Genomic DNA, 23,188 nt, shown 5'->3' with positions numbered 1-23,188 from the left:
CCCTCAGTGTTCCCGCGGAACCCGTACCACGCCCTCCTGGATGACCGAGATGGCCAGGCGCCGGTCCTGCGTGTAGATGCGGGCCTGACCGAGGCCGCGGGCGCCGTATGCCGACGGGGACTTCTGGTCGTACAGCAGCCACTCGTCGGCCCGGAACGGCCGGTGGAACCACATCGCGTCTCGCCGAGCGCGGCAACGCCGGCCGGGTGGTGAGGGGCGGCATCGACGAGCGGGTGGTTCCTGGTGCTGTTCGCTGTCCAGGCTTTCGAGGCGTGTTTCGCCCGGCGCGGCAACCCCGGCCGGAGGTGCTGTTGCCGGTTTCTTCGTCTGGTCGGTCAGTGGCAGATTCGGCAGGTTCTCCAGCTCCTCGACAACGCCGAGGTCCTGGTCATCTCGCCGGCCGCGCACGCCGCCGTCATGGCCGCGGCCGCCACATGCGGTGGCGGATGCGACGCCCGCGAAGCCATGTCCGCAGGTGCGACCTGGCAAGACGGTGACCAGCTCGCTTTCGGGCCGCTCACCGGTGTTCCCCGTTTTTTTCCCGTCGGTCGTCGCCTCTGTGGGCTGGGGAGCCGCGTCGGAGCGCTGAAACGGGCCCCACGCCTCGGTCGCCGCTGGGACGAGAGGCGTGCCGGGGCCCGTTTCTGGTGATCGTTGACCAGGTGAGGGTTGGCCGTGGGGCTAGTTGCACCCGGGTCCGGTCGAGGGGTTGGCGCAGGCATTGCGGCCGGATCCGCCGTCGTTGGTATCGGCGCCGCCATTGAGAGCGTCGTTGCCGTTGCCGCCGGACAGGGAATCGTTGCCGGAGTCGCCGATGAGGCTGGCGTTGCCGTTGCCGCCCTCGATGCTGGAAGATCCTCCGCGACTGCCGCCTCAAAGGCGACGGCGTCCACCACGCCATGCTCGGCATCGCCCGGATGCACAACCTCGCCCTCGCCGGATAGGTCGCAGGTGGCACGATGGCCCGCCATGCCCGAGGCGGCTCCAAGATCTTTACGGAACACCCCTTACGGCACGGTGAAGAGGACCTTGTCCTCGTCCGCGGCGGGGTCCGCCTGCTTGAGCCTGGCCCTGATGCTGGATCCGAGGTGGAGATCCAGGCCGTTGTTCGAGACGACCTTGGCCAGCACGGCGGGGTCGGCCAGGAACACTTTGCCCTCGCGCGGCCTGCCCCGCTCCGCGTCGGTGTCGATGACCGCGGCGTCGAACACCTCGCCCACGCGGTCCTTGAGCACCGCGGCCTCGGCCAGGTCCATGGTCTGCCGGTCCGCCAGGCCGCCCTTCCCCCGTGCCATGTCGCACGGGATGCAGGACAGGGCGTCGAGCACCCAGTTCGGCGGGGCCTTGTCCGCGCACGCCATCACGCACAGCTCACCGGTGTACCGGTCGACCAGGCGCCGCAGCGGAGCCGTGCAATGGGTGTACGGGGCCGCGATCGCTGCGTGCATCGTGTACGCCGGCTTCTGGTTGTCGCGGAAGACGGTGTACTCCGCCTTGAGCATCGTGCTCGTGGCCTCGGTGAGGAAGGCCATGTGCTGCTGGTTCTGGGGATCGAGCTTGCGGACCAGCGTGGCGTACGAGATGCCGGGCCGCCAGACGATGCCCAGGGTCTTCGCGATGTCGTGCAGGCGCTTGATCACGTTCTGATCGGCCTGCTCCTTCTGGGTCCGCAGGATGCCGGTACCCGTGTCGAGCATGATCTGGGCCGCGGACATCCCGGTCATGAGGGAGATCTGCTCGTTCCAGCCCTCGACCGGCAGCGTCGCCACGTAGCGCAGCCGGAACGATCCGTCCTCGAGGGTGACCTCCTGGTCCGGCAGATTCACCGAGATGCCGCCGCGCGCGATTTCGACGGCCTCCCGCAGCTCGCCGATCTCGCGCAGCAGGGCGAGGGACTCCTCCGCCGTGCCGTTCTCGATGGCCTGCTGGGCGCCGGCGTAGTCGAGCTGGGCCCGACTTCGGATCACGGCCCGGCTCACGGACGAGTCGGTCAGATTGCCGTGGGCGTCGAGGTCGTGCTGCCACAACAGGGCGGGGCGGTCCTTGTTCGGCAGCAGGCTGGCCGCGCCCTCGGAGAGGACGGGCGGGTGCAGGGGCACCTTGAGGTCGGGGAAGTACAGCGTTTCGATCCTGTCGTGCGCCTCGATGTCCAGAGGGCTGCCCGCCCTGACGAAGGCCGCCACGTCCGCGATGGCGTAGTACACGCGGTAGCCGCCACCGGGCCGCCGTTCCAGGTGCATGGCCTGGTCGAGGTCCTTGGAGGTCGGCGGATCAATCGTGAAGAACGGCAGGTGGGTGGCGTCCTTGTCGGGCAAGCGCGCCTCACCCGCGGCCTTGTCGGCCGCTTTGAGTACGCGCTTGGGGAAGCTCAGAGGGACCTTCAGCTCCGCGCGGAGTTCCTCCAGCGCGGTGCGCAGAGCGTCCTGAGCCTCGGCAGACATGTGCATCGGGCGGCGTTGCATGCCCCGAGCGTAGGGCGGCGGTCACGAATCGGCGCGGCGAGCGGGGCCGGGCGGCGGAGGGGACCGGGGCGACGGCGGCCGCGCGAGGAGGGGACATCGCCGGAGGGCGCGCGGCGACAGCTACGGCACCTCGCCGCGTTGTCGGATCGCCCGAATACGCCCAGCATGAGGACGACGCTCCGCCTTGCGATGCACCGCATCTGACGCCGCGCGCTTATCCACCGGGGATTACGGGACAGCCCTTGGACACGCAACACAGCCCGCCCGGCCTCGATCGCTAGGCGGACGCGGCGGGTGCGGTTGGCGCCCGGGAACGGGCGGGCGCTGCTGCCGCACCTAGAACGAACGCATTGCGTCTGTCTTCCGTGCGGTGTGCGTACGCCCGAGGCAGTGCCTGCCTTCAACGGGTGCTGGTCCAGCGCGTGAGGAGGGCGAGGGCCTCCGCGCGGTCGTTGGAGTCGAGGCCGGAGATGGTGGCGTGGTGGTTGCTGCCGGGGGCCCATAGGACGCGGGAGTCGCGGGAGCGGGGGTGGAAGGACTCGGCTACGGCGGGATCTTGGGTGCCGTTGACGAACAGCAGCCGGTGGCCGTTACGGCTGACCCAGTGGTCGATGTCCGGCATCGCGGCGGGGTCGAAGCGCATCGGGATGTCGCGCGGGACGAAGGTGCGCGGCTGCATCGCGTCCGGGTGGCGCAGCAGATCGGCGAGGTGGGCGGTGGGGACGTCGAAGTAGCCGAGTCGGGCTCGGACCTGTTTGTGGTGGGCGACTACTTGCTCAACGGCGCGCACCCACCCTTCGCCCTTCCAGCCTGACCGGGAGGGTGACCGGTGCGGGGGCCGACACGACAATGATGGATGATCGCGGCATGCGTATCTCGGCGCGGCCACACCTACGCGGGCGCCGCGCAGACCGTCCTGTCGGCGCTCGGCGGACCGCGTACTGCCCCGTTCGCACTGCCCAACCCCACCGCGCCGGGCGTGACCCGGACCTACACCACCTGAAAGCCACTCTCGGACGAGAACGTCGACGCCCGGGTCTTCTTTAGGATTCATACGAGGTCGGCCGACGAGGCGGGGATCACGCTCGGCACGAACGTGGCGGTACGTCCTGCAGAACACGGGACGCCTCCCGGCCGCACCGCAGGTCCCGGTCACAGCGCCCGCGCCGCATAGGCCCTGACATCCGCGTCCGAGTCCGTCGTCGCGGTGGCCAGGGCGGCTCGGGCGCCCTCGACGACACGGTGCTTAGTCAGGGCCAGTACGGCGGCCTTGCGGACGTCAGCGTTCAGGTCGGTGAGGGCCTTGGCGAGGGCCGGGACGGCCAGGTCGGGGTCTGCGACGGACAGAGCGGTGGCTGCGCCGGCCCGGACCTGCCAGGCCAAGTCTGCCAAGGCCGCCTCGGCGCGTGTGGCTAGGGCTACCGGGCAGCCCGTCGTGCCCAGAGCTTCGTAGGCGGCCCCCCGCACCAGGGCGTCCGGATCGTCGACGAGCGCTGCGAGGGCCGAGCGGGCCATGTCTGAGCCTGTGCCCATGGTGGCCAGGGCCTTGGCGATCGTGACGCGGACCTCGCGGGACGGATCGACGGCCGCCGCGCGGGCCACCTCCACGGAGGCGTCGACCGACACCAGCGCGCGCACGGCCGCGATGCGTACGGCGATGTCGGTGTCCGACAGGGAGTGCGCGAACAATTCGGCGTCGCCGAGCCGCAGAGCACGCAGCACGTCCAGTGCGGCCGCGCGGACGGCGGGGTCGGCCTCGGACAGGGCGGCGGCGAGGCCGTCACGCAGGGCCGGTTCCGGCGACAGCGTCTCGACCAGTTCGCGCAGTGAGGCGACTGCGGCGGCGCGGACGCCGGCGTCGGGATCGGCGAGCGCCGAAGCCAGTGCCGGTCCGGTGCCCGGCGGCACGATCTCCGTCAGGACCGTGACGGCCGTCCGGCGCACGCTGGAATCGGGGTCCGTCAAGTAGTCGGCGAGCAGGGAAAGATCAGGCTCGTCCTCTGTGAGAGAGAGGAGTTCGAGCAGGCGAGGTGTGACTTGTGCGTCCGCGTCGGCCCGGGGGCGGGCGGCTGTGTCGGGCACGGTGGGCTCCTGCCGCAACGCCACCGGCGCCGCTTCCCGAGCCCCTGCCGTCGCCACACGTTCCGGGTGGACCTCGCCGATGTGCCGGGAAAGGCTGGCGGCCGGGGCGAAGCCGTCGACCGGGACCAGGTAGGGAGCCACTGGACGGGACGTGAACTCCATCGCCCCGGAGGGGGACTTGTGCAGGTCGAGGTGGTGGAACCAGGACGCGTCGTCGCGACGCGGGTGGTCGATGCGGTCGTGGTAGAGGCCCCAGCGGGACTCGGTGCGGGCCAGGGAGGCGCGTGCGGCCATCTCCGCGCAGTCGCGGATGAAGGTGACCTCGGCGCAGCGCATGAGTTCGTGCGGGGTTCCGGCGCCCATCGCGGCCAAGTCGTCCCGCATCCGCTCGAAGGCTTCCAGGGCGAGGGAGAGACGGGCGCCGGACTTCGGCGGGGCGACGTAGTCGTTCACGAAGCGGCGCAGCTTGTACTCGACCTGGGGCTGCGGTGGGCCGTCCGGGTTGCGCAGCGGGCGGTAGACCAGCTCGTGCGCCTCGCGCAGCTGGTCCTCCGGCAACTCGCCTTCGTAGGCCCGGTACTGGGACGCGTCCGCTCCGGCCAGGTCACCGAAGACGAATGCGCCGATCATGTAGTTGTGCGGTACGCAGGCCAGGTCGCCGGCGGCGTACAGGCGGGGGACGGTCGTACGGGCGTGGTCGTCGACCCGTACGCCGGAGGCCGAGTGGCCGCCGCACAGGCCGATTTCCGAGATGTGCATCTCGACGTCGTGGGTGCGGTAGTCATGGCCCCGGCCGGCGTGGAAGGTGCCGCGCGTCGGGCGTTCGGTCGAGTGGAGGATCGACTCCAGGGCTGAGATCGACTCCTCTGGCAGGTGGCTCAGCTTCAGGTAGACCGGGCCCCGGTCGCTTTCGATCTCGGCCGCGAACTCGGCCATCATCTGGCCGGACCAGTAGTCGGAGTCGACGAAGCGTTCGCCGTGCCGGTTGACCTGGTAGCCGCCGAAGGGGTTGGCGACGTAGGCGCAGGCGGGGCCGTTGTAGTCCTTGATCAGCGGGTTGATCTGGAAGCACTCGATGCCGGTGAGTTCGGCGCCCGCGTGGTAGGCCATGGCGTAGCCGTCGCCGGCGTTGGTGGGGTTCTCGTAGGTGCCGTAGAGGTAGCCGGAGGCGGGCAGGCCGAGGCGGCCGCAGGCGCCGGTCGCCAGGATCACCGCGCCGGCGCGGACGGTGACGAACGCACCTGTGCGGGTGTGGAAGCCGACCGCGCCCACGGCCCGCCCGGCGGCGGTGAGCACGCGCACCGGCATCACCCGGTTCTCGATGCGGATCCGCTCGCGCATCTCGCGCCGCCGCAGCTGCCGGTACAGGACCTTTTTGACGTCCTTGCCCTCCGGCATCGGCAGCACGTAGGAACCCGAGCGGTGGACCTGGCGGACCGCGTACTCGCCGTGTTCGTCCTTCTCGAACTTCACGCCGTACGACTCCAGCCGCTGCACCATCGCGAAGCCGCGGGTGGCGGTCTGGCGGACGGTGGACTGGTCGACGATGCCGTCGTTGGCGCGGGTGATCTCGGCGACGTAGTCGTCGGGCTCGGCACGGCCCGGGATGACCGCATTGTTGACGCCATCCATGCCCATGGCGAGGGCGCCGGAGTGACGGACGTGCGCCTTCTCCAGGAGGAGGACGTTCGCGCCGTGCTCGGCGGCGGTCAGGGCCGCCATGGTGCCGGCGGTGCCGCCGCCGATGACGAGGACGTCGCAGGTCATTTCCTCGGCGTCGGTGAGAGTGGGGATCCGCAGGGGCTCGGAGTGGGTGTTCGGGCGAGGGTTCACCGGGGTGCCTTTCATGTGCCGAGCGAGGTGAGGACGTCGCGGCGCAGGGCCATGCGGGCCGGGTCGCCGAGGGCCCTACGGTCGCGCGGGCGCGGTACGTCCCGTACGGCGAGCAGGCGGCCGGCGCCGAGGAGGGCCATGCGGTCGCCGAGGAACAGGGCCTCGTCCACGTCGTGGGTGACGAAGACGACGGTCGCGCCGGTGCCTCGCAGCACCTCCACCAGCAGGTCCTGCATGCCGGCCCGGGTCTGGGCGTCGAGGGCGCCGAACGGCTCGTCCATGAGTACGGCACGCGGACGCCCGGCCAGGGCGCGGGCCAACTGGGCGCGCTGGCGCTGCCCGCCGGAGACGCGGTGCGGCAGCTGGCGGGCGTGGTCGGCGAGCCCGACCCGGGCCAGCCACTCCTCGGCCTGGACGCGGCGCTCGGAGCGCGGGGCGCGGCGTATGGCGAGCGGGAGTTCGACATTGGCGCGCAGGGTGCGCCAGGGCAGGAGGGCGTCCTCCTGGAAGATCAGGGCGCGTTCTGCGGAGGGGCCGGCCAGGGGGTGCCCGTCCTGGCCGATCCCTCCGGCCAGCGGGGGCAGCAAACCCGCCAGGCTGCGCAGCAGGGTCGATTTGCCGCACCCGGAGGGGCCGACGACGGTGACGATCTCGCCCCGCGCGATGTCCAGGTCGACGTCGGCCAGGACAGGCGCGTCGGGGCGGCCGAGCGTGGCGGCGTGGAGGGTGAGCCGGGTGCCGCGAACGGACGACGGCGCCTGGTCCACCGTACGGAGTTCGGGCTTCAGGTCAGACGAGGTGCTCATCGTGGGCTTCCTCGGTGTCGGAAGGCTGGTGGGTGCTTACGGCGGCGGGTACCGGCCGGGCGGGCGCGAGCGTGCGCGGCGCCGTCGGCCGGGTTCCGGGGACGTACGACGTGCGGGGCAGCCAGCGGGTCAGGCGTCGGCCCAACAGCTCGACGGTCGTGGAGGTGAGCCAGCCGAGGACGCCGATCGTGACCATGCCGACGAAGACACCGGGGTAGTTGACGATCGTGTAGTCCTGCCAGGTGCGGTAGCCGACGCCGTACTGACCGGAGATCATCTCGGCCGAGATCACGCAGATCCACGAGACGCCGATGCCGACCGACAGGCCGCCGAAAATGCCGGGCAGCGCGCCCGGCAGGACGACCGAGCCGAGGATGCGCCACCGGCCGCCGCCCATGGTGAGCACGGCTTCCTCCCACACGGGGGTCAGCGCCCGGACGGAGTGCCGGGTGGAGACCAGGACCGGGAAGAAGGCCGCGGTGAAGGTGATGAAGACGATGCCCTGTTCGTTGGAGGGGAACAGGAGGATCGCGACGGGCACCAGGGCGATCGCCGGGATCGGGCGGACGACTTCCAGGATCGGGCCCAGCAGGTCCCCAGCCAGCCGGGAGCGGACCACGAGCACGCCGACCGCCACACCCAGCACCGCTGCCAGCAGGAAGCCGGTGACGATACGGGTCAGGCTGTCGGTGAGGTCCGTCCAGTAGTCCGCCCCGGAGAGGCGGTCGGCGAAGGCGTGGGCCACGTCGGTGACAGTGGGGAACTGCGAGAAGCGCAGCCACAGGTCGACGTCCAGGCTGGTCAGGAGCTGCCAGAGGCCGAGGGCGGCTGCGACGGCGCCCATTCGCAGCGCATACCGGCCGATAGGCGGGATTGGCTGCCGGTAGCGGCCCGCTCGCGGCGCGGGCTGGCTCATGCGGCACGCTCCAGGGCGTCGGCGTATGGGATGACGCGGGCGCCAGCGTGCCCGGACGCGTACGCCTGCGCGGTCGCCGGGGCGACGAACGGCAGGAGCTTCTCACCGTCGGCCACCCAGACAGCCTTGTTGGCGAACCACAGGGTGCCGGTGGTGGCGTCGGGCACGTAGGCGGCACGGATGCCGTCCGGGTGCGCGGCCACGTAGGCCAGCAGCTCCGCCGGGGAGTTGAAGGCCTTGGTCTCCTGGGCGCCCTTCGGCCATGCCTCGGTCGTGGCGGCGGCCGGCGTGGCGGCGAGTTGCTTCGCGTACGACGCCCCGAGGGCCTTTTTCACGTAGTGGTCGTCGACGAAGGAGTCCACGTCGATGTCCCCGGTCAGCTTCGCCGCCTTCAGGACCGACACGTCCTGCTTCAGCGCGGAGACGAGCTGCGGCCTGACGGCCGGGTCGAAGGTGGAGATGCCGTGGGCGCCGTTGTAGAGGTAGACGACCTCGGCGGGCAGGCCGGTGGCCTTCGCGACCTTCTCGGCGGCGGCCACGGGATGGGTGTTGAGGTAGTCAGTGGCCTCGGCCTGGGCCTTGAGGAAGGCCCCCAGCACGGCCGGGCTGTTCTTGGCGAAGTCCTGGCGGGCGGTGACGCCGTGGAAGGTGGGCAGGTTCAGCTGGGCGCCGTCGTAGAGGGCCTTCGCCTTGCCCTGGTAGGTGAGCAGGCCGGGCCAGGCGACGAACTGCGACAGCGCGTCCGCGCTGCCCGCGGTCAAGGCCGACGCGCCCACGGCGGGCTGCTGGTTGAGCTTCTGGATGCCGTCGTTCGGGTCGATGCCGGCGCGCTGCAGGGCCCGTACGAGGGTGCCGTCGGCGGCGGAGCCGACGCTGGTGGAGACCTTCTTGCCTTTCAGGTCCTGCAGGGAGGTGAGCTTGGAGGCGGGTGCGGTGACGATGGTGTTGAGGCCGCCGCGGAGGTTGTAGCCGGTGACGGAGACCAGGTGGGTGGGGCGGCCGAGCTGTTTGCCGCGTGCGGCGTTGATGAGCAGCGGGAAGTCGCCCATCGAGCCAATGTCGATCTTCCCGGCGGTCATCTGGGCGGTGATGGGGGCGCCGGTGGCGTAGTCCTGCCAGTCGACGCTGTAGGTGCGGCCGTCGTGGAGGGAGTTCAGCTGCTTCTCGAAGTAGCCGAGGGAGCGCAGGAGGGTTCCCGCGGTGACCGTGTTGATGGTCTTGGACTGGTAGCCGACGGTGACCGTGACGGTGGCTCCGTCACCGCCGGCCGCCGCATTGCCGCCGCAGGCGGTGAGCGGTGCGAGGAGCACGGCACCGGCTGCGACAAGGACTATGCGTTTCATGGAAGTTCGGCCTTTCACCGGAGCAGGTAGGGCATGTTCACCGTCACGGCTCCGGTGGGACAGCGGGCCGCGCACGGGCCGCAGTACCAGCACTCGTCGACATGCATGTACGCCTTGCCGCTGCTGTCGTCGATGGCGAGGGAATCCAGCGGGCACATGTCCACGCAGAGCGTGCAGCCGTCGATGCACTTCGACTCGTCGATGGTCACGGGCACGTCGGCCCGCTGGGGCGCCAAGGGCATGGCTGTCTCCAAAAATGTGGGCGAGCGGGGTGTTCACAGGGACCGGTGCAGCAGCCCGCTCATCGAGATGCGGTCGCCGCGGAAGCGGATGAATTCCAGGTCGACGGGTCGCCCGTCGGCGAGGTACGTGAGGCGTTCCAGCATCAGGACGGCCGCACCGCGCGGTGCCTGCAGTACGGCGGCGGAGTGGGCGTCGGCGCTCACCGCCTCAAGGCTGATTTCAGCGTGACCGAGCGGGGTGCCGGTGAGCGTTTCCAGGAGCCGGAAGATGTCCGTGTTCTCCAGGTCCTCGCCGAGCAGGTCGGTGCCGACGTCGAGCGGGATGTACGTGAGGTCGAGGGACAGGGGTAGGCCGTTCAGCCGGCGAAGACGTTCGATGTAAAGGACGTCGGTGCCGGGTGGGACGTGAAGGCGGTCGGCCACCGGGGACGGGGCGAGGACGGGGCCCACGGTGCGGACCTCGTTGGTGACATGGCCGTGTTCGCGCAGGGTTTCTGCGAGGCCCATCAGGCGGTCGAGTCCGTGGGGGTACTTCTGGGCCACGACGACCGTGCCGACGCCGGGGAGGCGTTCGACCAGACCCTCGCCGCGCAGCAGGTCGAGAGCCTGCCGGACGGTGTTGCGGGAGGCGCTGTAGTCCTTGGCGAGGGCCGTCTCGTGAGGAAGCGTGCCGTCCGGGAACCCCCCGGACAGGAGCTGGTGGCGGAGCAGGTCGGCGAGCTGGCGAGCCCGGTCCGCACGCAGCCGCCGCCGCGCACGGTGGGCGGCGACGGTGGTCGCGCCCTGGCCGGCGTGGTCTCGGACACGGTCGGTGGGTGACATGATTCGGACCATACCTACCTGGTAGGGAAAGCGGTGTTGCCGGAGTGTTGCGCCACCTGACACATGACCGGATGCCCAGCTGAACTGGGGTTTCATCGGACAGCCGGGGAGATCTGCCAGCGCCGGCGTCTACGGCCCACGAGAACCGACGGGTCGCTCAGCCGCGAGATTCCTTCGCAAAGCTGGTTCTCCCTACGCGCCCCAACGCGGGCAGGACCCGCCTCCGGCCGACTCCGCAAGCAGGGCATCACCTGGGCCGCCCAGCGCGTGCAGGAAGCGGTCGTGGTGCTGGGTGAGTTCCGGGAGATACAGGGCGCGCGCCAGTTGTGGTGTCGGTCTGCAGCGTCGATGCAATGCCGGAGCCGTAGTGGACGGCCTTCAGCGTCCTCGACGTCGTTCTGCGGGGACGCAGATCGCAGGACCTGTCACCTGCAGGGCCGAAGGGCCCAGGGCGCTGGAACGACAGACCTGCGGGTCGGGGCTGTCCGGCCCTTGGTCGCAATTCGGGATCGACCGAGAGTCGTGCATGTGGGGGCCACAGCGAGAGCGCGCTCTACCTGGCGCAGTCGGGAGTCCGGAAACATTCTTCGCACCATGCGGCACGCCTCGGACACGCCGCAAATCCACTACGGCGCGGCCATGGGTCTCTCGCGCTTTCTATCGCGTGAGACAGCGGATCGAAAGGCATGATCATGCGAACTCAGCTCACCAAGCGCCTCTTCGCGGTTTCCGCGGCCGGCGTCCTGCTGGCCGGCGGTGCTGCGATCGGCGCGGCCGGGACGACTGCGGCCGCCACCCCGGCTCACCTTTCTTCGTACTCCCACGGAGTCAACCGCGACGACGGTTGCGCTGACTGGTGGGACAACGGCTGCGACTATGGTGGCTTCGGCCACGGTGGGTTGACCACGGCGGTGGGGACCACGGTGGCCGCTGATACCAACCGATGAAAGTGGTGTGCGCCTTCCCCTCTAGGGCACGCCTAGGGCGCACACGCATTTCTCGACGCTCTCCGGCTGGGGTGCGGCTGGCCCGACGTTTGAGCAGACAGCCCGCCCGAGGACGCCATCGAGTGGTTTGAGGCCCTCGCTGCTCTCCGCTGCGAGGTGACCAACCCCAGGGTGGCTCCTTTCCGTGAGCACATCGCCCGTGCCGGGGAGAAGACCGCCGCAGCGTCGCGCCCAGCTGTCAGCGACCGAGTCCATCGCTGCGCTGCATCAGAACATCGGCGCGCCCGGTCAGCTATCCGCGGAGTTCGCCGAAGTCGCCGAGCGCGCAGCCACCGCCCGGCTGACCCGCTTGCTCAGGACGCCCCTGGCGCCGACCGGGCCGCGATGTTCCTGGCCGCCGACGCCTACCCGGCCCTGATCCGCGCGCTCACACTGTGGCGCACGCCGGGGCCGACCTGCCCCGCCTGCTGTGCTGGTTTCGGCTCCTGCATGACGTGCTCGCGCAGACTGCGGGGACTGGAACGAGACCGGCGTGTGGCAGCGGCTGCATGAGGTCCTGCTGGCCGAGCTGAACGCGGCCTCGCGGCTGGACTGCTCTCGCCGTCGATTCCTCGCACGTCGGGCCATTGCCGAGGGGACGACAGGCCCGCACCGAAAAGTTCTTCCATATCACTCGGCCACGGCACGCATCTGCCCTAAGGCCTAACGTGTGATGGCCGGCCTGCGAGGCGGGCCGGCCACGGTCGAGTTGGCCGGGATGCTGGAACCCGTCTACGACGTGGCCGGCGACAGCTCAGGTCAGCGGGTCGAGGAGGGTCAGCACCGAAGCGTCCTCCTCGATCAGCGGGGCGAGGGCGGCGTTGAACGGGCCGCCGTACGGGGCCTTCAGGTGGGCCTGGAAGGCGTCCTCGTCCCGGTACACCTCGAAGATCCAGTAGGCGCGGGGGTTCGACGCCTTGGTGTAGACGTCGAAGGCGAGGTTGCCGTCTTCCTCGCGCACCTTCTTGGCGTAGTCGCGGATCAGGCGGGCGACCTCGTCCTCCGCTCCCTCGCGTGCGGTGAACTCGGCGAGCAGGGTCTTTTTCACGGTGGGGTGTCCTTCATGGTCGGGCGTGATGTGAGGGTCAGTCGCGGTAGGAGTCGAGGGGCCAGACGCTGGCCCGGTCCAGCTTCACCGAGCCGTTCTCGGCGAAGACCTGTACTCCCTGGCTGGCGGGGTCGGGGAAGATCTGGTCGGTGATCACCGCTTCGCCGCTGCCGCCGAACACCTCGACGGACGACCAGTCGACAAGGATCCGCAGCTTCACCTTGCCGTCCTTCGCCTGCAGTGGAGCTCGCTGGACGCCAGGGAAGGAGCTGTTGAAGTCCACGGCGCCGGAGCGGGTGCGGTCGACGTACAGCTCCTGTGTCGTGGTGTCGTAGCCGATGACTGTCTCCTCGCCTCCGGCGCCGGTGCGCACCTTCAGGCCGAAGCGGTCGGCGTCCTCGAGGGAGAAGGCGGCCTCGATATCGAGTGCCCTGCCCTTGGCCGCAGGGCCGATCAGGGACTTTGTGGTGCTCTTGACGGCGACGTCGGCCGCCGTCGTCGGGCGCCCCTGCCGTAGGGACTCCAGGCTGCTCACCGGCTTGCTGGTCAGCCGGATTCGGCCGTTGATGGTGCGCAGGGCCATCTCCCGGGGGGCGCTCTGCGCGCCCCGCCAGGGGGAGGTGGGGATGGCACCGCCGTAGTCCCAGTTGTTCATCCAGCCGATCATGTAGCGCTTGCCGCCCGGCGCGTCTTCCCAGGACACCGCCGCGTAGTAGTCCTTGCCGTAGTCGGCCCAGTCGGCTCGCTGCACGACGGACTTGGCAGGTTGGTCAGCGGCGGTGAACCGGTCGGTCAGGATGTGGCCCCAGCCGGCGGTGTTCATGTCGACGACCTGGATCCGCGCCTTCTTGCCGGCGTAGGGGCGCAGGTCGAAGGAAGCCCAGTCGACGGTCTCGCTGTTGGAGCCGGTGGCGCTGCGGACGACCTGGCCGTCGACGATCAGGTTGACGGACGTCTCCTTGGAGACGGGCTGGGCCCTGGTGTCGGACAGCACGATGTGGTCGACGTTGATGTGGCCCCAGCCGCCGGTGTTTTCGTCGACGATCCTGATCTGCGCCTTCTTGCCAGTGAGGTCGCTGACGTCCCAGGAGGCCCAGTTGAGTGCCTCGGCGTCGTCTCCGGTGGCGCTGCGCACCACTTGGCCGTCGACTAGGAGTTCGAGGGCGGTGGGGTCAGCGGCACTGGTCGGGTGATGGCCGCCGCCGATGAGGAAGTTGATGTGGTTCTTGTCGATGGTGAATTCGGGTGAGGTGAGGGTGCCGGTGGTGGAGTCGCCGTTCAGGTAGGTGTTGACCAGGCCGCTGCCCAGGAATCCGGAGACTTCCTGCTGGTTGGGGAGGGTGCCGGTGGCCGGTGCGGTGCCGAAGGCGTCTCCGGTCTTCGTCCAGTCGCCGTAGGTGCCGCCTTCGAAGTCGGCGAGGACCGCGCCTGCGGGCGGCGGTCCCTGCACCAGGACGGTCCCGGGCTCGTGCGGGTGCCGTCCGCCGCCGACCTTGAAGTTCAGGTAGGGGCTGTCGACGGTGAATGCGGGTGAGGTGAGGGTGCCGGTGGTGCCGTCACCCGAGTGGAAGCTGTTGGCGAGGCCCTTGCCGTCGAAGCCGTCGACGGTCCCCTGCCCGACCAGTGCCCCGGTCGCCGGTCCGTCGCCGAACGCGGTGCCGGTGGTCGTCCACGTACCGAAGTTGGTGCCCTCGAAGTCCTGCACCACCGTTCCGGTGGGCGGGGTGTAGGTGCCCTTGTCCTCGGCGGTGAACTTCTTGCCGTCGAAGTCGCCGATGAAGTACTGGGCGGCCGAACCGCCCGCGATGCCGCCGGGGTTGATGTTGACGACGAGGACCCACTTGATGTTGTGCGGGTCCCCGTCGACCGCGAGGGGGAACAGGTCGGGGCATTCCCACACGCCGCCGGTCGCGCCGGCAGGGCCGAACTCGCTGAGCAGGTCCCAGCCCTTGAGGTTCTTCGACGAGTAGAACCGCACCTTGTGCTCGGTGGACAACGACACCGTCATCAGCCAGCTCTTGGTGGGTGCGTACCACTGGACCTTGGGGTCGCGGAACTCCGTGGAGCCGATGTCGAGTACGGGATTGCCCTGGTACTTGGTCCAGGTGCGGCCGCGGTCTGTGCTGTAGGCGAGCGACTGGGCCTGCTTACCGCCGTTCTTGTAGGCGCTGGTGTAGATCGCCACCATGGGCGGGTTCTCCTCCGTGCCGAACCCGGTGGTGTTGTTCCAGTCGACGATCGCGCTGCCGGAGAACACCATCTCCTCGTCGTCGTGCGAGAGGGCGAGCGGCAGCTCCTTCCAGTGCACGAGGTCCTTGCTCACCGCGTGCCCCCAGGACATGTCACCCCACGAGTTGCCATCCGGGTTGTACTGGTAGAAGAGGTGATACTCGCCCTTGTAGTACAGGAGGCCGTTCGGGTCATTCATCCAGTTCTTCTGCGGGGTGAAGTGGATCTGGGGCCGGTAGGTCTCGAAGTACGGCGGGGTGTCGGCAGCGACGGCCTGGGGGGCGACCGGGGCTGCGGACAGGGCGCAGACGGTTGCCACCGCCGCGATCATCCGTGTGCGGGCATGCCGGGATACACGTCCAGAGCTCATGGTGTCTCCTGTGCTGCGGCTGTTCGGGCAGCGGAGCCTGCTGCCCCGGCGCGGAACCAACAGAAAGTTGACGCCTTGCCAGATGCCGGCGTCCACGGCGCCCGACAAGGAGTGTCATCGTTGACTTGTGTCAGCGATGACAAGTGGCCCGATGATGAGGGCAGTCCGGCCGATGCGTCAACAGTCCGGGCGCGAGGTCACCTCCGGGCGGCTCGCCCGACCGTCATACGCGGCCGACGATGGCGAGCTGCTCCAACTGGCTCTGCCACGGCGGGTTCGGGCCGGCAACCGAGCAGGTCAGGGCCGCAACCCGGACAGCGAACAGGCACGCGTCCGCGACGTGGTCGAGACGGAGTTCTGTCAGCCTGCCACCGAGCAGTCCACGGGTGGCGAGGTGGTGCAGCAGCCCGGCGGTGAAAGAGTCGCCCGCCCCCACCGTGTCGACGACGCTCGTCGGCACGGCAGGCACCTCGATCCGTTCGCCGTCGAGGGAGGCCAGTACGCCGTCGGCACCGCGCGTGATCACGACGAGCCGCGCCCCGGCCGCATGCCAGATGTCGCACGTCTGCTCGGGCGGCGTGCCCGGCAGCAGGACTGCCAGGTCGTCCTCGCTCAGCCGCAACACATCGGCCAGCTCGCACCAGTGCGCCAACCGGACACGGTAGACCTCGGGATCCACCAGCAGCGGCCGGACATTGGGGTCGATGCTGATGGTCGCCCGAGGGGCCGATGCGGCCAGGAAGTCCTCCACCGCCGCCGCGCCGGGTTCCCGGACCAGGGCCAGGGAACCGGTGTGCACGCAGACGGTCTCGGACAGGTCCACCCCCGCCAACTCCTCGGCTGTCCACTGCCAGTCGGCCGTGTTCTGCGCATGGAAGGAGAACGCGGCCTGTCCCCGCTCGTCCAACTCCGCGACGGCCAGCGTGCTGGCCTCCGCGGCCGCGACGGCGCTCGACAGGTCCACCCCGGACGACTCCAGGTGGGCCCGGAACAGGCGGCCGAACACGTCGCCGGACAGCCGTGCGAGGAAGCGGGCCGGGGTGCCGAGACGCGCCAGGGCCACGGCCGTGTTCGCAGGCCCTCCGCCGGGCAGCACCCGCAGCGCGAGTGTGTTCGGGGTGCTCGCCGATTCGGTGAACGCGTCCGCGACGCACTCTCCCAGGACGGTGATCTGACGCGGGCTGCTCATGGGCGGCTCTTCTCTGCGAACGCACGGGCGGAAGCGGGCACGGATCGGGCATCCGTCGCCGCCGTTACGGACTTGTGTCTCGTGCAAGGCATTGACGTTGCCGGGAGCCGGAGTCCATCATCCTCGGCAAGCAGTGTCAACGATGACATAAGTCAACGCTGACATCCCGGGCGGCTTGCTCTGAACCCGCCCTCGTGCCGCTCGCTATCCCTCAGGAGTCGAACATGTCTCGCGCCACTCGCCTGTCCTCCTCCCTCCTCAGAGCCGCCGCTGTGACGGGCGTCGCGGCCCTCACCCTGACGGCCTGCGGTTCTGGCTCCGGATCAGGTTCGTCCAGCGCCGGTTCGGGTGACGTCAAGGTCGGTCTGATCACCAAGACGGACACCAACCCGTTCTTCGTGAAGATGAAGGAGGGCGCGGAGAAGGCGGCCAAAGCCGAGGGCGTGAAGCTCATGACCGCTGCCGGCAAGTTCGACGGGGACAACACCGGTCAGGTCACCGCCATCGAGAACATGGTCGCCTCCGGTGTGAAGGGCATCCTGATCACCCCGAGCGACTCCAAGGCCATCGTGCCGGCGATCGAGAAGGCCAAGGCCAAGGGCGTCCTGGTCATCGCGCTGGACACACCGACCGACCCGCAGAGCGCGGTCGATGCCCTCTTCGCCACCGACAACCTCAAGGCCGGCGAGCTGATCGGCGCGTACGCCAAGGCCGCCATGAAGGGCAAGGACGCGAAGATAGCCACCCTCGACCTCGCGCCGGGCGTCTCCGTCGGCGTCCAGCGGCACAACGGCTTCCTGAAGGGCTTCGGCGTCAAGGAGGGCGACTCCTCCATCCTCTGTTCCCAGGACACCGGTGGCGACCAGGCCAAGGGACAGACGGCGATGGAGAACTGCCTCCAGAAGGAGCCGGACATCAACGTCGTCTACACCATCAACGAGCCTGCTGCGCTGGGCGCGTACACCGCGCTGAAGGCCAAGGGCCGGGAGAAGGACGTGCTGATCGTCTCCGTCGACGGCGGCTGCACCGGGACCCAGGCGGTCAAGGACGGCAAGATCGCCGCGACTTCGCAGCAGTACCCGCTGAAGATGGCCGCCGAGGGCGTCAAGGCCGTCGTGACCTACGCCAAGGACGGCAAGAAGGCGTCGGGTTACACCGACACCGGCGTCACGCTGATCACAGACAAGGCGCAGGACGGGGTCACGTCCAAGGACACCGCCTACGGCCTGGCGAACTGCTGGGGCTGAACCGCCCCGAGGACCGCACGACACCGCATCAGCTCCTCAGCGCGGCGGCCGTCCCTCCTCCCCGACCGGGGACGGCCGCCCCCGTTCCCTTGTCCTCCGACGGTGACGGACAAGGACATCTGTCTTCCGACAAGGACTTCGCATGACAGCCACGACCACGCCCCCGGACACGTCCAAGCCGTACGCCGGGCTCACCGCACCGAGCACGGCCCGCAGACTGCTCACGCAACCGACCACCGGCCCGCTGGTCGCCCTTCTTCTGGCCTGCGCCTTCTTCTCGCTCTCGACCGACCAGTTCCTCACGGGCGGGAACTTCTCACTGATCGTGCAGCAGGTCATGGTCGTAGGCACCCTGGCCATCGGTCAGACCCTGATCATCCTCACCGCGGGCATCGACCTGTCGTGCGGGGCCGTGATGGCGTTCGGCAGCATCATGATCGCCAAGATGGCCGCCGAGGGCTCCCTGCCACCGCTCGCCGCCATCGCACTGGGCCTTGTCGTCTGCGGCGGCTTCGGGCTGCTCAACGGGGCGCTGGTGCAGAAGATCCCGCTGCCGCCGTTCATCGTCACCCTCGGCATGCTGAACGTGGCGTTCGCGCTGACCCACATTTACTCCGAGGAGCAGACGGTCACCAACCTGCCCGGACCGCTGACGGCTCTCGGGCAAACCTTCCCGCTCGGCAACACCGACATCACCTACGGCTCGCTGGTCACCATCGGCCTGTTCCTCCTCCTCGCCTACGCGCTGAGCAGCACCGGATGGGGCCGGCACGTCTACGCGCTGGGCAACAGCCCCGAGGCGGCGCGGCTGAACGGCATCCGCACCTCCCGCCTGACCATCGGCGTCTACACCGTGGCGGGTCTGCTGTACGGCATCGCCGCCCTCCTGCTCATCTCCCGGACCGGAGTCGGCGACCCCCAGGCCGGTCAGACCGACAACCTCGACAGCATCACCGCCGTGGTCCTCGGCGGCACCAGCCTCTTCGGCGGCCGCGGCTCGGTCCTGGGCACCTTCATCGGCGTCCTCATCGTCGGTGTGTTCCGCAACGGCCTGCAGCTGATGGGCGTCGCCTCGATCTACCAGACGCTGATCACCGGAGTCCTGGTGATCCTTGCGGTGACCGTCGACCAGATCTCCCGGAAGAAGACACGATGACCGCGACCCCCACCCCCGTGCTGCAGGCCCGCGGCCTCGTCAAGCGGTACGGACACGTCACCGCCATCGACGGCGCCGACTTCGACCTGATGCCCGGCGAGGTCCTCGCCGTCATCGGTGACAACGGCGCCGGAAAGACCAGCCTGATCAAGGCCCTCACCGGCGCGCTGACCCCCGACGCGGGCGAGATCCGCCTCAACGGCGAACCCATCACCTTCTCCGGACCGCAAAGCGCCCGCGCCCACGGCATCGAGACGGTCTACCAGGACTTGGCCGTGGCCGCCTCCATGGACATCGCCTCGAACATGTTCCTGGGACGCGAACTGCTCCGCCCCGGAGTCCTGGGAAGCGTCTTCCGCATGCTGGACAAGAAGCGCATGCGCCAGGAAGCCGCCGAGCACATGGCCGACCTCAAGATCGGCCTGCGCTCGCTGACCCAGGCGGTCGAAACCCTCTCCGGCGGACAGCGCCAGGCTGTCGCGGTCGCCCGGTCCGTCGCCTGGGCCCGCAGCGTCGTCGTCATGGACGAACCCACCGCCGCCCTCGGCGTCAAGGAGTCCGGACAGGTCCTCGACCTCATCCGCCGCGTCCGGGACAAGGGCATGCCGGTCGTCCTGATCAGCCACAACATGCCGCACGTCTTCGAGATCGCCGACCGCATCCACGTCCACCGCCTCGGCAAGCGCGCGGCCGTGATCAAGCCCTCCGACTACTCCATGGCCGAAGTCGTCGCCATCATGACCGGAGCACTCACCGTCGACGAGGCGGGAGGTACCGTCGTAGCGGATTCCCAGGCGGCGAAGGCCGCAGGAGTTCAGGCCAACTGACCTACGACAGACACTCATGGGTTCCGGCTGCGGGGCGGCACGCCGCGCCCACGCGGCCGGACCCGACGAGCAGGGGAGACTGTTTACTCCATGGCAGCGAACCGCCGCCCCACCCTCGCAGACGTGGCCCGGGAAGTGGGCGTCAGCGCCAAGACGGTCTCCCGCGTCCTCAACGAGGACGGCCCCGCCTCAGCCAAGACCCGGGAGCAGGTGCTCGCCGCCGTGGCCAGGCTCGGCTTCCAGCCGAACCTCATGGCCCGCAACATCCGCGTCGGCGGACCCGACACCACCATCGGGCTGGTCATCCCCGACCTCGGCAACCCCTTCTTCGGCGCCGTGGCCCGCAGCATCGAGGACACCGTCCGCGACCGGGGCCTCACCCTGCTCATGGGCTCCTCCGCAGACGACCCCGACCGCGAACGCGCGCTGACGGACAAGTTCCTCGCCCGCCGCGTCAGCGTCCTGATGGTTGTGCCGTCCGTCGGCGCCGACCACTCCCACCTCAGGCCCCACCGCGCCACCGGCCTGCCCGTCGTCTTCCTCGACCGTCCCGGAGTGGGACTGACCGCGGACAGCGTCGTCAGCTCCAACCGAGCCGGCGCCCAGGCCGGCGTCACCCACCTGATCAACCACGGCCACCGGCGCATCGGCTTCGTCGGCGACCTGCCCACCAAGCTCTACACCCGTCGCGAGCGCCTGGCCGGATACCGTGCGGCCCTGGACGAAGCCGGCCTCCCCTTCGAGCGCTCCCTGCTCACCAACGCGCACGACCAGCGCGGAGCCTCCACCGCCACCGCCCACTTGCTGAGCCTGGCTGATCCCCCCACCGCTCTGTTCGCCGGCAACAACATCGTCGCCCTGGGAGTCGTTACCGAACTCGCCCGCAGCAAACGCAAGGATGTCGCCCTCGTCGCCTTCGACGACGTCGCGCTCGCCGAGGTACTCGAACCGGCCCTGACCGTCGTCGCCCAGGACCCCGAAGAAATCGGCAGAGCAGCCGCCACCACCGCCCTGGCCCGCCTCGACGGCGACCGCTCCCGCGTCCGCACCATCACCGTCCCAACCCGACTGATCGTCCGCGGGTCGGGGGAGCACCAGCCCGCTCCGCAGCTGCTGCGGGAGGCGTAAGCCGGCAGCAGATAATCCTCGCCGCTGTCCCGGGCGGCGGCGGACGCCGACGATGACATCGACTGGACGGTGTCGGTGGGTTCCACGGTCATCCGGGCCCACCGGCACGCCGCCGGGCCACATAAAAGGGGGCGGCGCGATCCGGTGAGCCCGCCGATCACGCACTCGGACGCTCCCGCGGCGGGCTGAGCACAAGGTCCACCTGGCCGCAGCCGGCGAGGCACGGCCTCTAGCTTTCACCATCCCCGCAGGTCAGGCTGGTGTCGCACCCGCCTTCGAGACCGTGATGTTCCGCGTGCCCCGCACCGGCCCCGGAAGACCACGAACCCGGCCCTTTGCCGTGCTGGCCGACCGGGCCTACTCCTCCCGCGCCATCCGCAGCCACCTCCGGCGCCGGGGCATCCGAGCCGTCATCCCGCAGCCGTCCGACCAGATAGGCCACCGCTGAAGCAGTGGCAGCGCCTGGTCCTGTACGCCCTGACCGACGCCCTCGCCCACAACTCTCCTGGTCGGCACCTTGCCGCTCACCTGCAGCGCCAGTCGGTTACTCGTCGGGGTGGACGGCTTGGACGCCGGTGCCGGCGCAGGCCTTGGGGGTGAGGGTGAGCAGGTACCGGCCGGTGGGGTGGGTGGGGGAGGGGCGGGCGGCGTGGATGGCGTGGACGGCGGCCCCGGAGTGTCCGAAGCGGAGCAGTTCGGTGGCGGTGACTGCGGCGTCGGTGTCGAACGCTTCGATGCGGATGAACCGCAGGCCTTTGACGTGGCCGAGCAGGCCGGGCTTTTCGGTGTCGCCGGCCGTCAGGGAGAGCACGGGCGTACAGGTCACCGAGTCCGCCGGAGGCCTGGGCGTAGAACGCGGCGACCGCCTCGTTGAACGGATCCTTCGGGTCGTACAACGCACCCGCGGTCGTGTGGTCCCAGGACGACCGCGATGCCCGCCACTACGCGGCCGCCCGCGGACCGTGCGCGGGGCCGCCGAGGCGCTCCAGCAGCGTCCGAGCCTTCTCCTCCGCCTCCGGGCTCGGCGCGCTGCCGAGGGCGGAGGCGGGCTCGGCGCGGGCCGGCTCGGCCCGCTCGGCGTACTCGGCCTGTGTCGGCGTTATCAACCACTTGGTCGACGATCTTGGCGAACCGCAAGAGATCCTCACCTCCCTGGACCGACTGGCGGCCGCCACCAGTCAGGACGCCGACGATGTCCGCATCGCCCTCACCGAACTCGTGGCCTCCGGCGACGCCCAGGTGCAGCGGGGCCAGGAGCCGGCCGACGCCGAACGCCTCAAGGCGCATCAGCGCTTCCGCCTGGTCATGAACTGGGACCACTTCCACGAGAACCGCGTGCAGCTGAGCATCAAGGGCGACGACGCGTGACGGAAAGCGTGCCCGGCACGGTGGCACAGAAGACACGCGCCTGATCGTGATCCGGGGCAACAGCGCCTCGCGCTACGACGACTTCGTCCACGCCGATGGCACGTTCGCCGAGCTCCTCGCACTCTCCCAGGACCGCTGACGCGGCCGGGGCGACTCCCTCGACCAGCGGGGCGCCGCGGCGACGGCGATGCGGCAACCGGGGCGCGGTCGCCGGCCACCTGCCGGGTCACGGTGAGCGACGGGTGGCCGTGCCCGGGGTGAAGCTGGAGGTGACCGTCGGCCACTTGGAGGAGCCCGTGACCAACGCCCCTAACACGCCCCGGGCTTGGCGCCCCTCCTGCGAGCCGGGCCCGGCCCCTTCTCGCGCTCGGGGTCGCCCGGGACGCCTACGCGGTCGGGTGACTTCAAACCCGGGATCGGGGAACCGGAAGAGATGCCCCGCCCCATAAGGGGAGGGCCGGGTCTCCGGACGCCCGGCTCCCTCACCTGAAGGAGGACCATGATGGCGTACGAAGACGACGGTGGGCAGGCCGTGCCGAACACCCCGGGCAGGTGCTCCGACGGCGACGGCGTCACGCGCCGCCGTCCGCTGCGCGAGCGGCACGTCGAGGAGACGGTCGAGGTCGCGGTGCCGGTCCGCACGGCCTACAACCAGTGGACGCAGTTCAAGACGTTCCCGCGCTTCTCGACCGTGGTGCGCGACGTCGAGCAGATCAGGCCTACCGTCACCGCGTGGACCATCGGCTACGGCCCCCTGCGTCACCGTTTCGCGGTCGAGATCGTGGAACAGGACCCTGACGCCTACCTGGCCTGGCGTGGCCTGGAGCAGCACCCCACCCACCAGGGTGAGGTCGAGTTCAGGCCGACGGAGTCCGGTGGCACCGCGATCACGGTCCGGATGCTCCTCCAACCGCAGGGGGCCGCGAAGGTCCTCACCCGCTCGTCCAGGGTCGTGGGGCTGACCGTGCGACTGGTGCGCGGGGAACTGGTGAGCTTCAAGCACTTCATCGAAGGGCTCGGTCAGGAGGGCGGTGCCTGGCGCGGCACCATCCGCAACGGCCGGGTTCAGCACGACACCCCGGAACCGCCCAGGAGCCGTGTCGCCCAGTGGCCCGTCGGCTGACCCGGTACCGC

At 69.8% G+C, this 23,188-nt stretch carries 22 protein-coding genes and 4 pseudogenes; 11 read left to right on the top strand and 15 right to left on the bottom strand.

From position 1 onward, the window contains the following. Nucleotides 1-3 precede the first annotated feature (3 nt). Together AB0924_RS22805 and AB0924_RS22800 are read right to left on the bottom strand one after the other, a co-directional pair. A pseudogene (locus tag AB0924_RS22805) lies at nucleotides 4-177 on the bottom strand (acyl-CoA thioesterase II); the annotation flags it as partial. A gap of 504 nt (nucleotides 178-681) precedes the next feature. After that, nucleotides 682-816 (bottom strand): hypothetical protein, encoded by a 135-nt coding sequence (locus AB0924_RS22800; RefSeq protein WP_366912360.1) that lies wholly within the window; start codon nucleotides 814-816, stop codon nucleotides 682-684. 32 nt (nucleotides 817-848) lie between these two features. Between AB0924_RS22800 and AB0924_RS22795 the strand changes: the two are divergent. Further along, a pseudogene (locus tag AB0924_RS22795) lies at nucleotides 849-944 on the top strand (IS5/IS1182 family transposase); the annotation flags it as partial. A gap of 63 nt (nucleotides 945-1,007) precedes the next feature. On the opposite strand, the gene AB0924_RS22790 reads toward AB0924_RS22795, so the two are convergent. After that, complete coding sequence (locus AB0924_RS22790; protein WP_366912350.1) at nucleotides 1,008-2,462, bottom strand: RNB domain-containing ribonuclease; 1,455 nt, start codon at nucleotides 2,460-2,462, stop codon at nucleotides 1,008-1,010. A 400-nt stretch (nucleotides 2,463-2,862) separates the two neighbouring features. Further along, a complete protein-coding gene (locus AB0924_RS22785; RefSeq protein ID WP_366912349.1) occupies nucleotides 2,863-3,252 on the bottom strand; it encodes a hypothetical protein in 390 nt (129 codons plus the stop codon). 66 nt (nucleotides 3,253-3,318) lie between these two features. On the opposite strand from AB0924_RS22785, the gene AB0924_RS22780 reads away from it, so the two are divergent. Then, nucleotides 3,319-3,465 carry a hypothetical protein gene (locus AB0924_RS22780; RefSeq protein ID WP_358937718.1) on the top strand — a complete coding sequence of 49 codons (147 nt, stop codon included), beginning with the start codon at nucleotides 3,319-3,321 and terminating at the stop codon, nucleotides 3,463-3,465. 149 nt (nucleotides 3,466-3,614) lie between these two features. On the opposite strand, the gene AB0924_RS22775 is transcribed toward AB0924_RS22780, so the two are convergent. Genes AB0924_RS22775 through AB0924_RS22750 form a run of 6 tightly spaced genes read right to left on the bottom strand, consistent with a single transcriptional unit; the run spans nucleotide 3,615 to nucleotide 10,506 of the window. Next, entirely contained in the window at nucleotides 3,615-6,377 is a 2,763-nt protein-coding gene (locus AB0924_RS22775; RefSeq protein WP_366912348.1) for a fumarate reductase/succinate dehydrogenase flavoprotein subunit, read from the bottom strand. An 11-nt stretch (nucleotides 6,378-6,388) separates the two neighbouring features. Then, the gene (locus tag AB0924_RS22770; protein WP_366912347.1) at nucleotides 6,389-7,183 is read right to left on the bottom strand and encodes an ABC transporter ATP-binding protein; all 795 of its coding nucleotides are present in this window, start codon (nucleotides 7,181-7,183) and stop codon (nucleotides 6,389-6,391) included. Then, complete coding sequence (locus tag AB0924_RS22765; RefSeq protein ID WP_358937712.1) at nucleotides 7,167-8,099, bottom strand: ABC transporter permease; 933 nt, start codon at nucleotides 8,097-8,099, stop codon at nucleotides 7,167-7,169. Before AB0924_RS22765 ends, AB0924_RS22770 begins: the two co-directional genes overlap by 17 nt. Further along, nucleotides 8,096-9,442, bottom strand: a complete 1,347-nt coding sequence (locus tag AB0924_RS22760) for an ABC transporter substrate-binding protein (protein ID WP_358937710.1) — start codon at nucleotides 9,440-9,442, stop codon at nucleotides 8,096-8,098. The genes AB0924_RS22765 and AB0924_RS22760 overlap by 4 nt, the downstream gene beginning before the upstream one ends. Nucleotides 9,443-9,456: 14 nt before the next feature. Beyond that, on the bottom strand, nucleotides 9,457-9,684 hold the full coding sequence (locus AB0924_RS22755; protein ID WP_016437651.1) for a ferredoxin family protein: 228 nt from the start codon (nucleotides 9,682-9,684) through the stop codon (nucleotides 9,457-9,459). Between the two features lie 33 nt (nucleotides 9,685-9,717). After that, nucleotides 9,718-10,506, bottom strand: a complete 789-nt coding sequence (locus AB0924_RS22750) for a GntR family transcriptional regulator (protein WP_358937707.1) — start codon at nucleotides 10,504-10,506, stop codon at nucleotides 9,718-9,720. Nucleotides 10,507-11,192: 686 nt separating this feature from the next. Between AB0924_RS22750 and AB0924_RS22745 the strand changes: the two genes are divergently transcribed. Next, on the top strand, nucleotides 11,193-11,453 hold the full coding sequence (locus AB0924_RS22745) for a hypothetical protein (protein WP_366912346.1): 261 nt from the start codon (nucleotides 11,193-11,195) through the stop codon (nucleotides 11,451-11,453). A 489-nt stretch (nucleotides 11,454-11,942) separates the two neighbouring features. Then, nucleotides 11,943-12,054: pseudogene (locus tag AB0924_RS22740) on the top strand (IS5/IS1182 family transposase); the annotation flags it as partial. A 192-nt stretch (nucleotides 12,055-12,246) separates the two neighbouring features. Here the strand turns inward: AB0924_RS22740 and AB0924_RS22735 are convergent. From AB0924_RS22735 to AB0924_RS22725, 3 genes are all read right to left on the bottom strand, one after another. Then, a complete protein-coding gene (locus AB0924_RS22735; RefSeq protein ID WP_358937703.1) occupies nucleotides 12,247-12,540 on the bottom strand; it encodes an antibiotic biosynthesis monooxygenase family protein in 294 nt (97 codons plus the stop codon). A 37-nt stretch (nucleotides 12,541-12,577) separates the two neighbouring features. Further along, entirely contained in the window at nucleotides 12,578-15,139 is a 2,562-nt protein-coding gene (locus tag AB0924_RS22730) for a GH32 C-terminal domain-containing protein (protein WP_366912345.1), read from the bottom strand. A 223-nt stretch (nucleotides 15,140-15,362) separates the two neighbouring features. Continuing rightward, nucleotides 15,363-16,328 carry a carbohydrate kinase gene (locus AB0924_RS22725; protein ID WP_366912344.1) on the bottom strand — a complete coding sequence of 322 codons (966 nt, stop codon included), beginning with the start codon at nucleotides 16,326-16,328 and terminating at the stop codon, nucleotides 15,363-15,365. Nucleotides 16,329-16,552: 224 nt separating this feature from the next. On the opposite strand from AB0924_RS22725, the gene AB0924_RS22720 reads away from it, so the two are divergent. The 5 genes and pseudogenes from AB0924_RS22720 to AB0924_RS22700 form a co-directional block, all read left to right on the top strand. Next, nucleotides 16,553-17,575 carry a sugar ABC transporter substrate-binding protein gene (locus tag AB0924_RS22720; protein ID WP_366912343.1) on the top strand — a complete coding sequence of 341 codons (1,023 nt, stop codon included), beginning with the start codon at nucleotides 16,553-16,555 and terminating at the stop codon, nucleotides 17,573-17,575. Between the two features lie 142 nt (nucleotides 17,576-17,717). Next, entirely contained in the window at nucleotides 17,718-18,731 is a 1,014-nt protein-coding gene (locus AB0924_RS22715; RefSeq protein ID WP_366912342.1) for an ABC transporter permease, read from the top strand. Next, nucleotides 18,728-19,558 carry an ATP-binding cassette domain-containing protein gene (locus AB0924_RS22710; protein ID WP_358937693.1) on the top strand — a complete coding sequence of 277 codons (831 nt, stop codon included), beginning with the start codon at nucleotides 18,728-18,730 and terminating at the stop codon, nucleotides 19,556-19,558. The genes AB0924_RS22715 and AB0924_RS22710 overlap by 4 nt, the downstream gene beginning before the upstream one ends. Before the next feature lie 90 nt (nucleotides 19,559-19,648). After that, nucleotides 19,649-20,686, top strand: coding sequence for a LacI family DNA-binding transcriptional regulator (locus AB0924_RS22705; protein ID WP_366912341.1), 1,038 nt, complete (start codon nucleotides 19,649-19,651; stop codon nucleotides 20,684-20,686). 164 nt (nucleotides 20,687-20,850) lie between these two features. Continuing rightward, nucleotides 20,851-21,131: pseudogene (locus tag AB0924_RS22700) on the top strand (transposase); the annotation flags it as partial. A gap of 99 nt (nucleotides 21,132-21,230) precedes the next feature. Here AB0924_RS22700 and AB0924_RS22695 read toward each other — a convergent pair. Further along, nucleotides 21,231-21,512 carry a hypothetical protein gene (locus tag AB0924_RS22695; RefSeq protein WP_366912340.1) on the bottom strand — a complete coding sequence of 94 codons (282 nt, stop codon included), beginning with the start codon at nucleotides 21,510-21,512 and terminating at the stop codon, nucleotides 21,231-21,233. Between the two features lie 115 nt (nucleotides 21,513-21,627). Then, on the bottom strand, nucleotides 21,628-21,792 hold the full coding sequence (locus tag AB0924_RS22690; RefSeq protein WP_366912339.1) for a hypothetical protein: 165 nt from the start codon (nucleotides 21,790-21,792) through the stop codon (nucleotides 21,628-21,630). Between the two features lie 4 nt (nucleotides 21,793-21,796). Between AB0924_RS22690 and AB0924_RS22685 the strand changes: the two genes are divergently transcribed. Continuing rightward, nucleotides 21,797-22,054 (top strand): DUF6042 family protein, encoded by a 258-nt coding sequence (locus tag AB0924_RS22685; protein ID WP_366912338.1) that lies wholly within the window; start codon nucleotides 21,797-21,799, stop codon nucleotides 22,052-22,054. A 502-nt stretch (nucleotides 22,055-22,556) separates the two neighbouring features. Further along, the gene (locus tag AB0924_RS22680; protein ID WP_366912337.1) at nucleotides 22,557-23,177 is read left to right on the top strand and encodes an SRPBCC family protein; all 621 of its coding nucleotides are present in this window, start codon (nucleotides 22,557-22,559) and stop codon (nucleotides 23,175-23,177) included. The last annotated feature ends 11 nt before the right edge of the window (nucleotides 23,178-23,188 follow it).

Origin of the sequence: Streptomyces sp. NPDC047869, assembly GCF_040704065.1 — a bacterium.
GTDB lineage: Bacteria > Actinomycetota > Actinomycetes > Streptomycetales > Streptomycetaceae > Streptomyces.
This window is presented reverse-complemented; position numbering and strand designations above follow the sequence as displayed.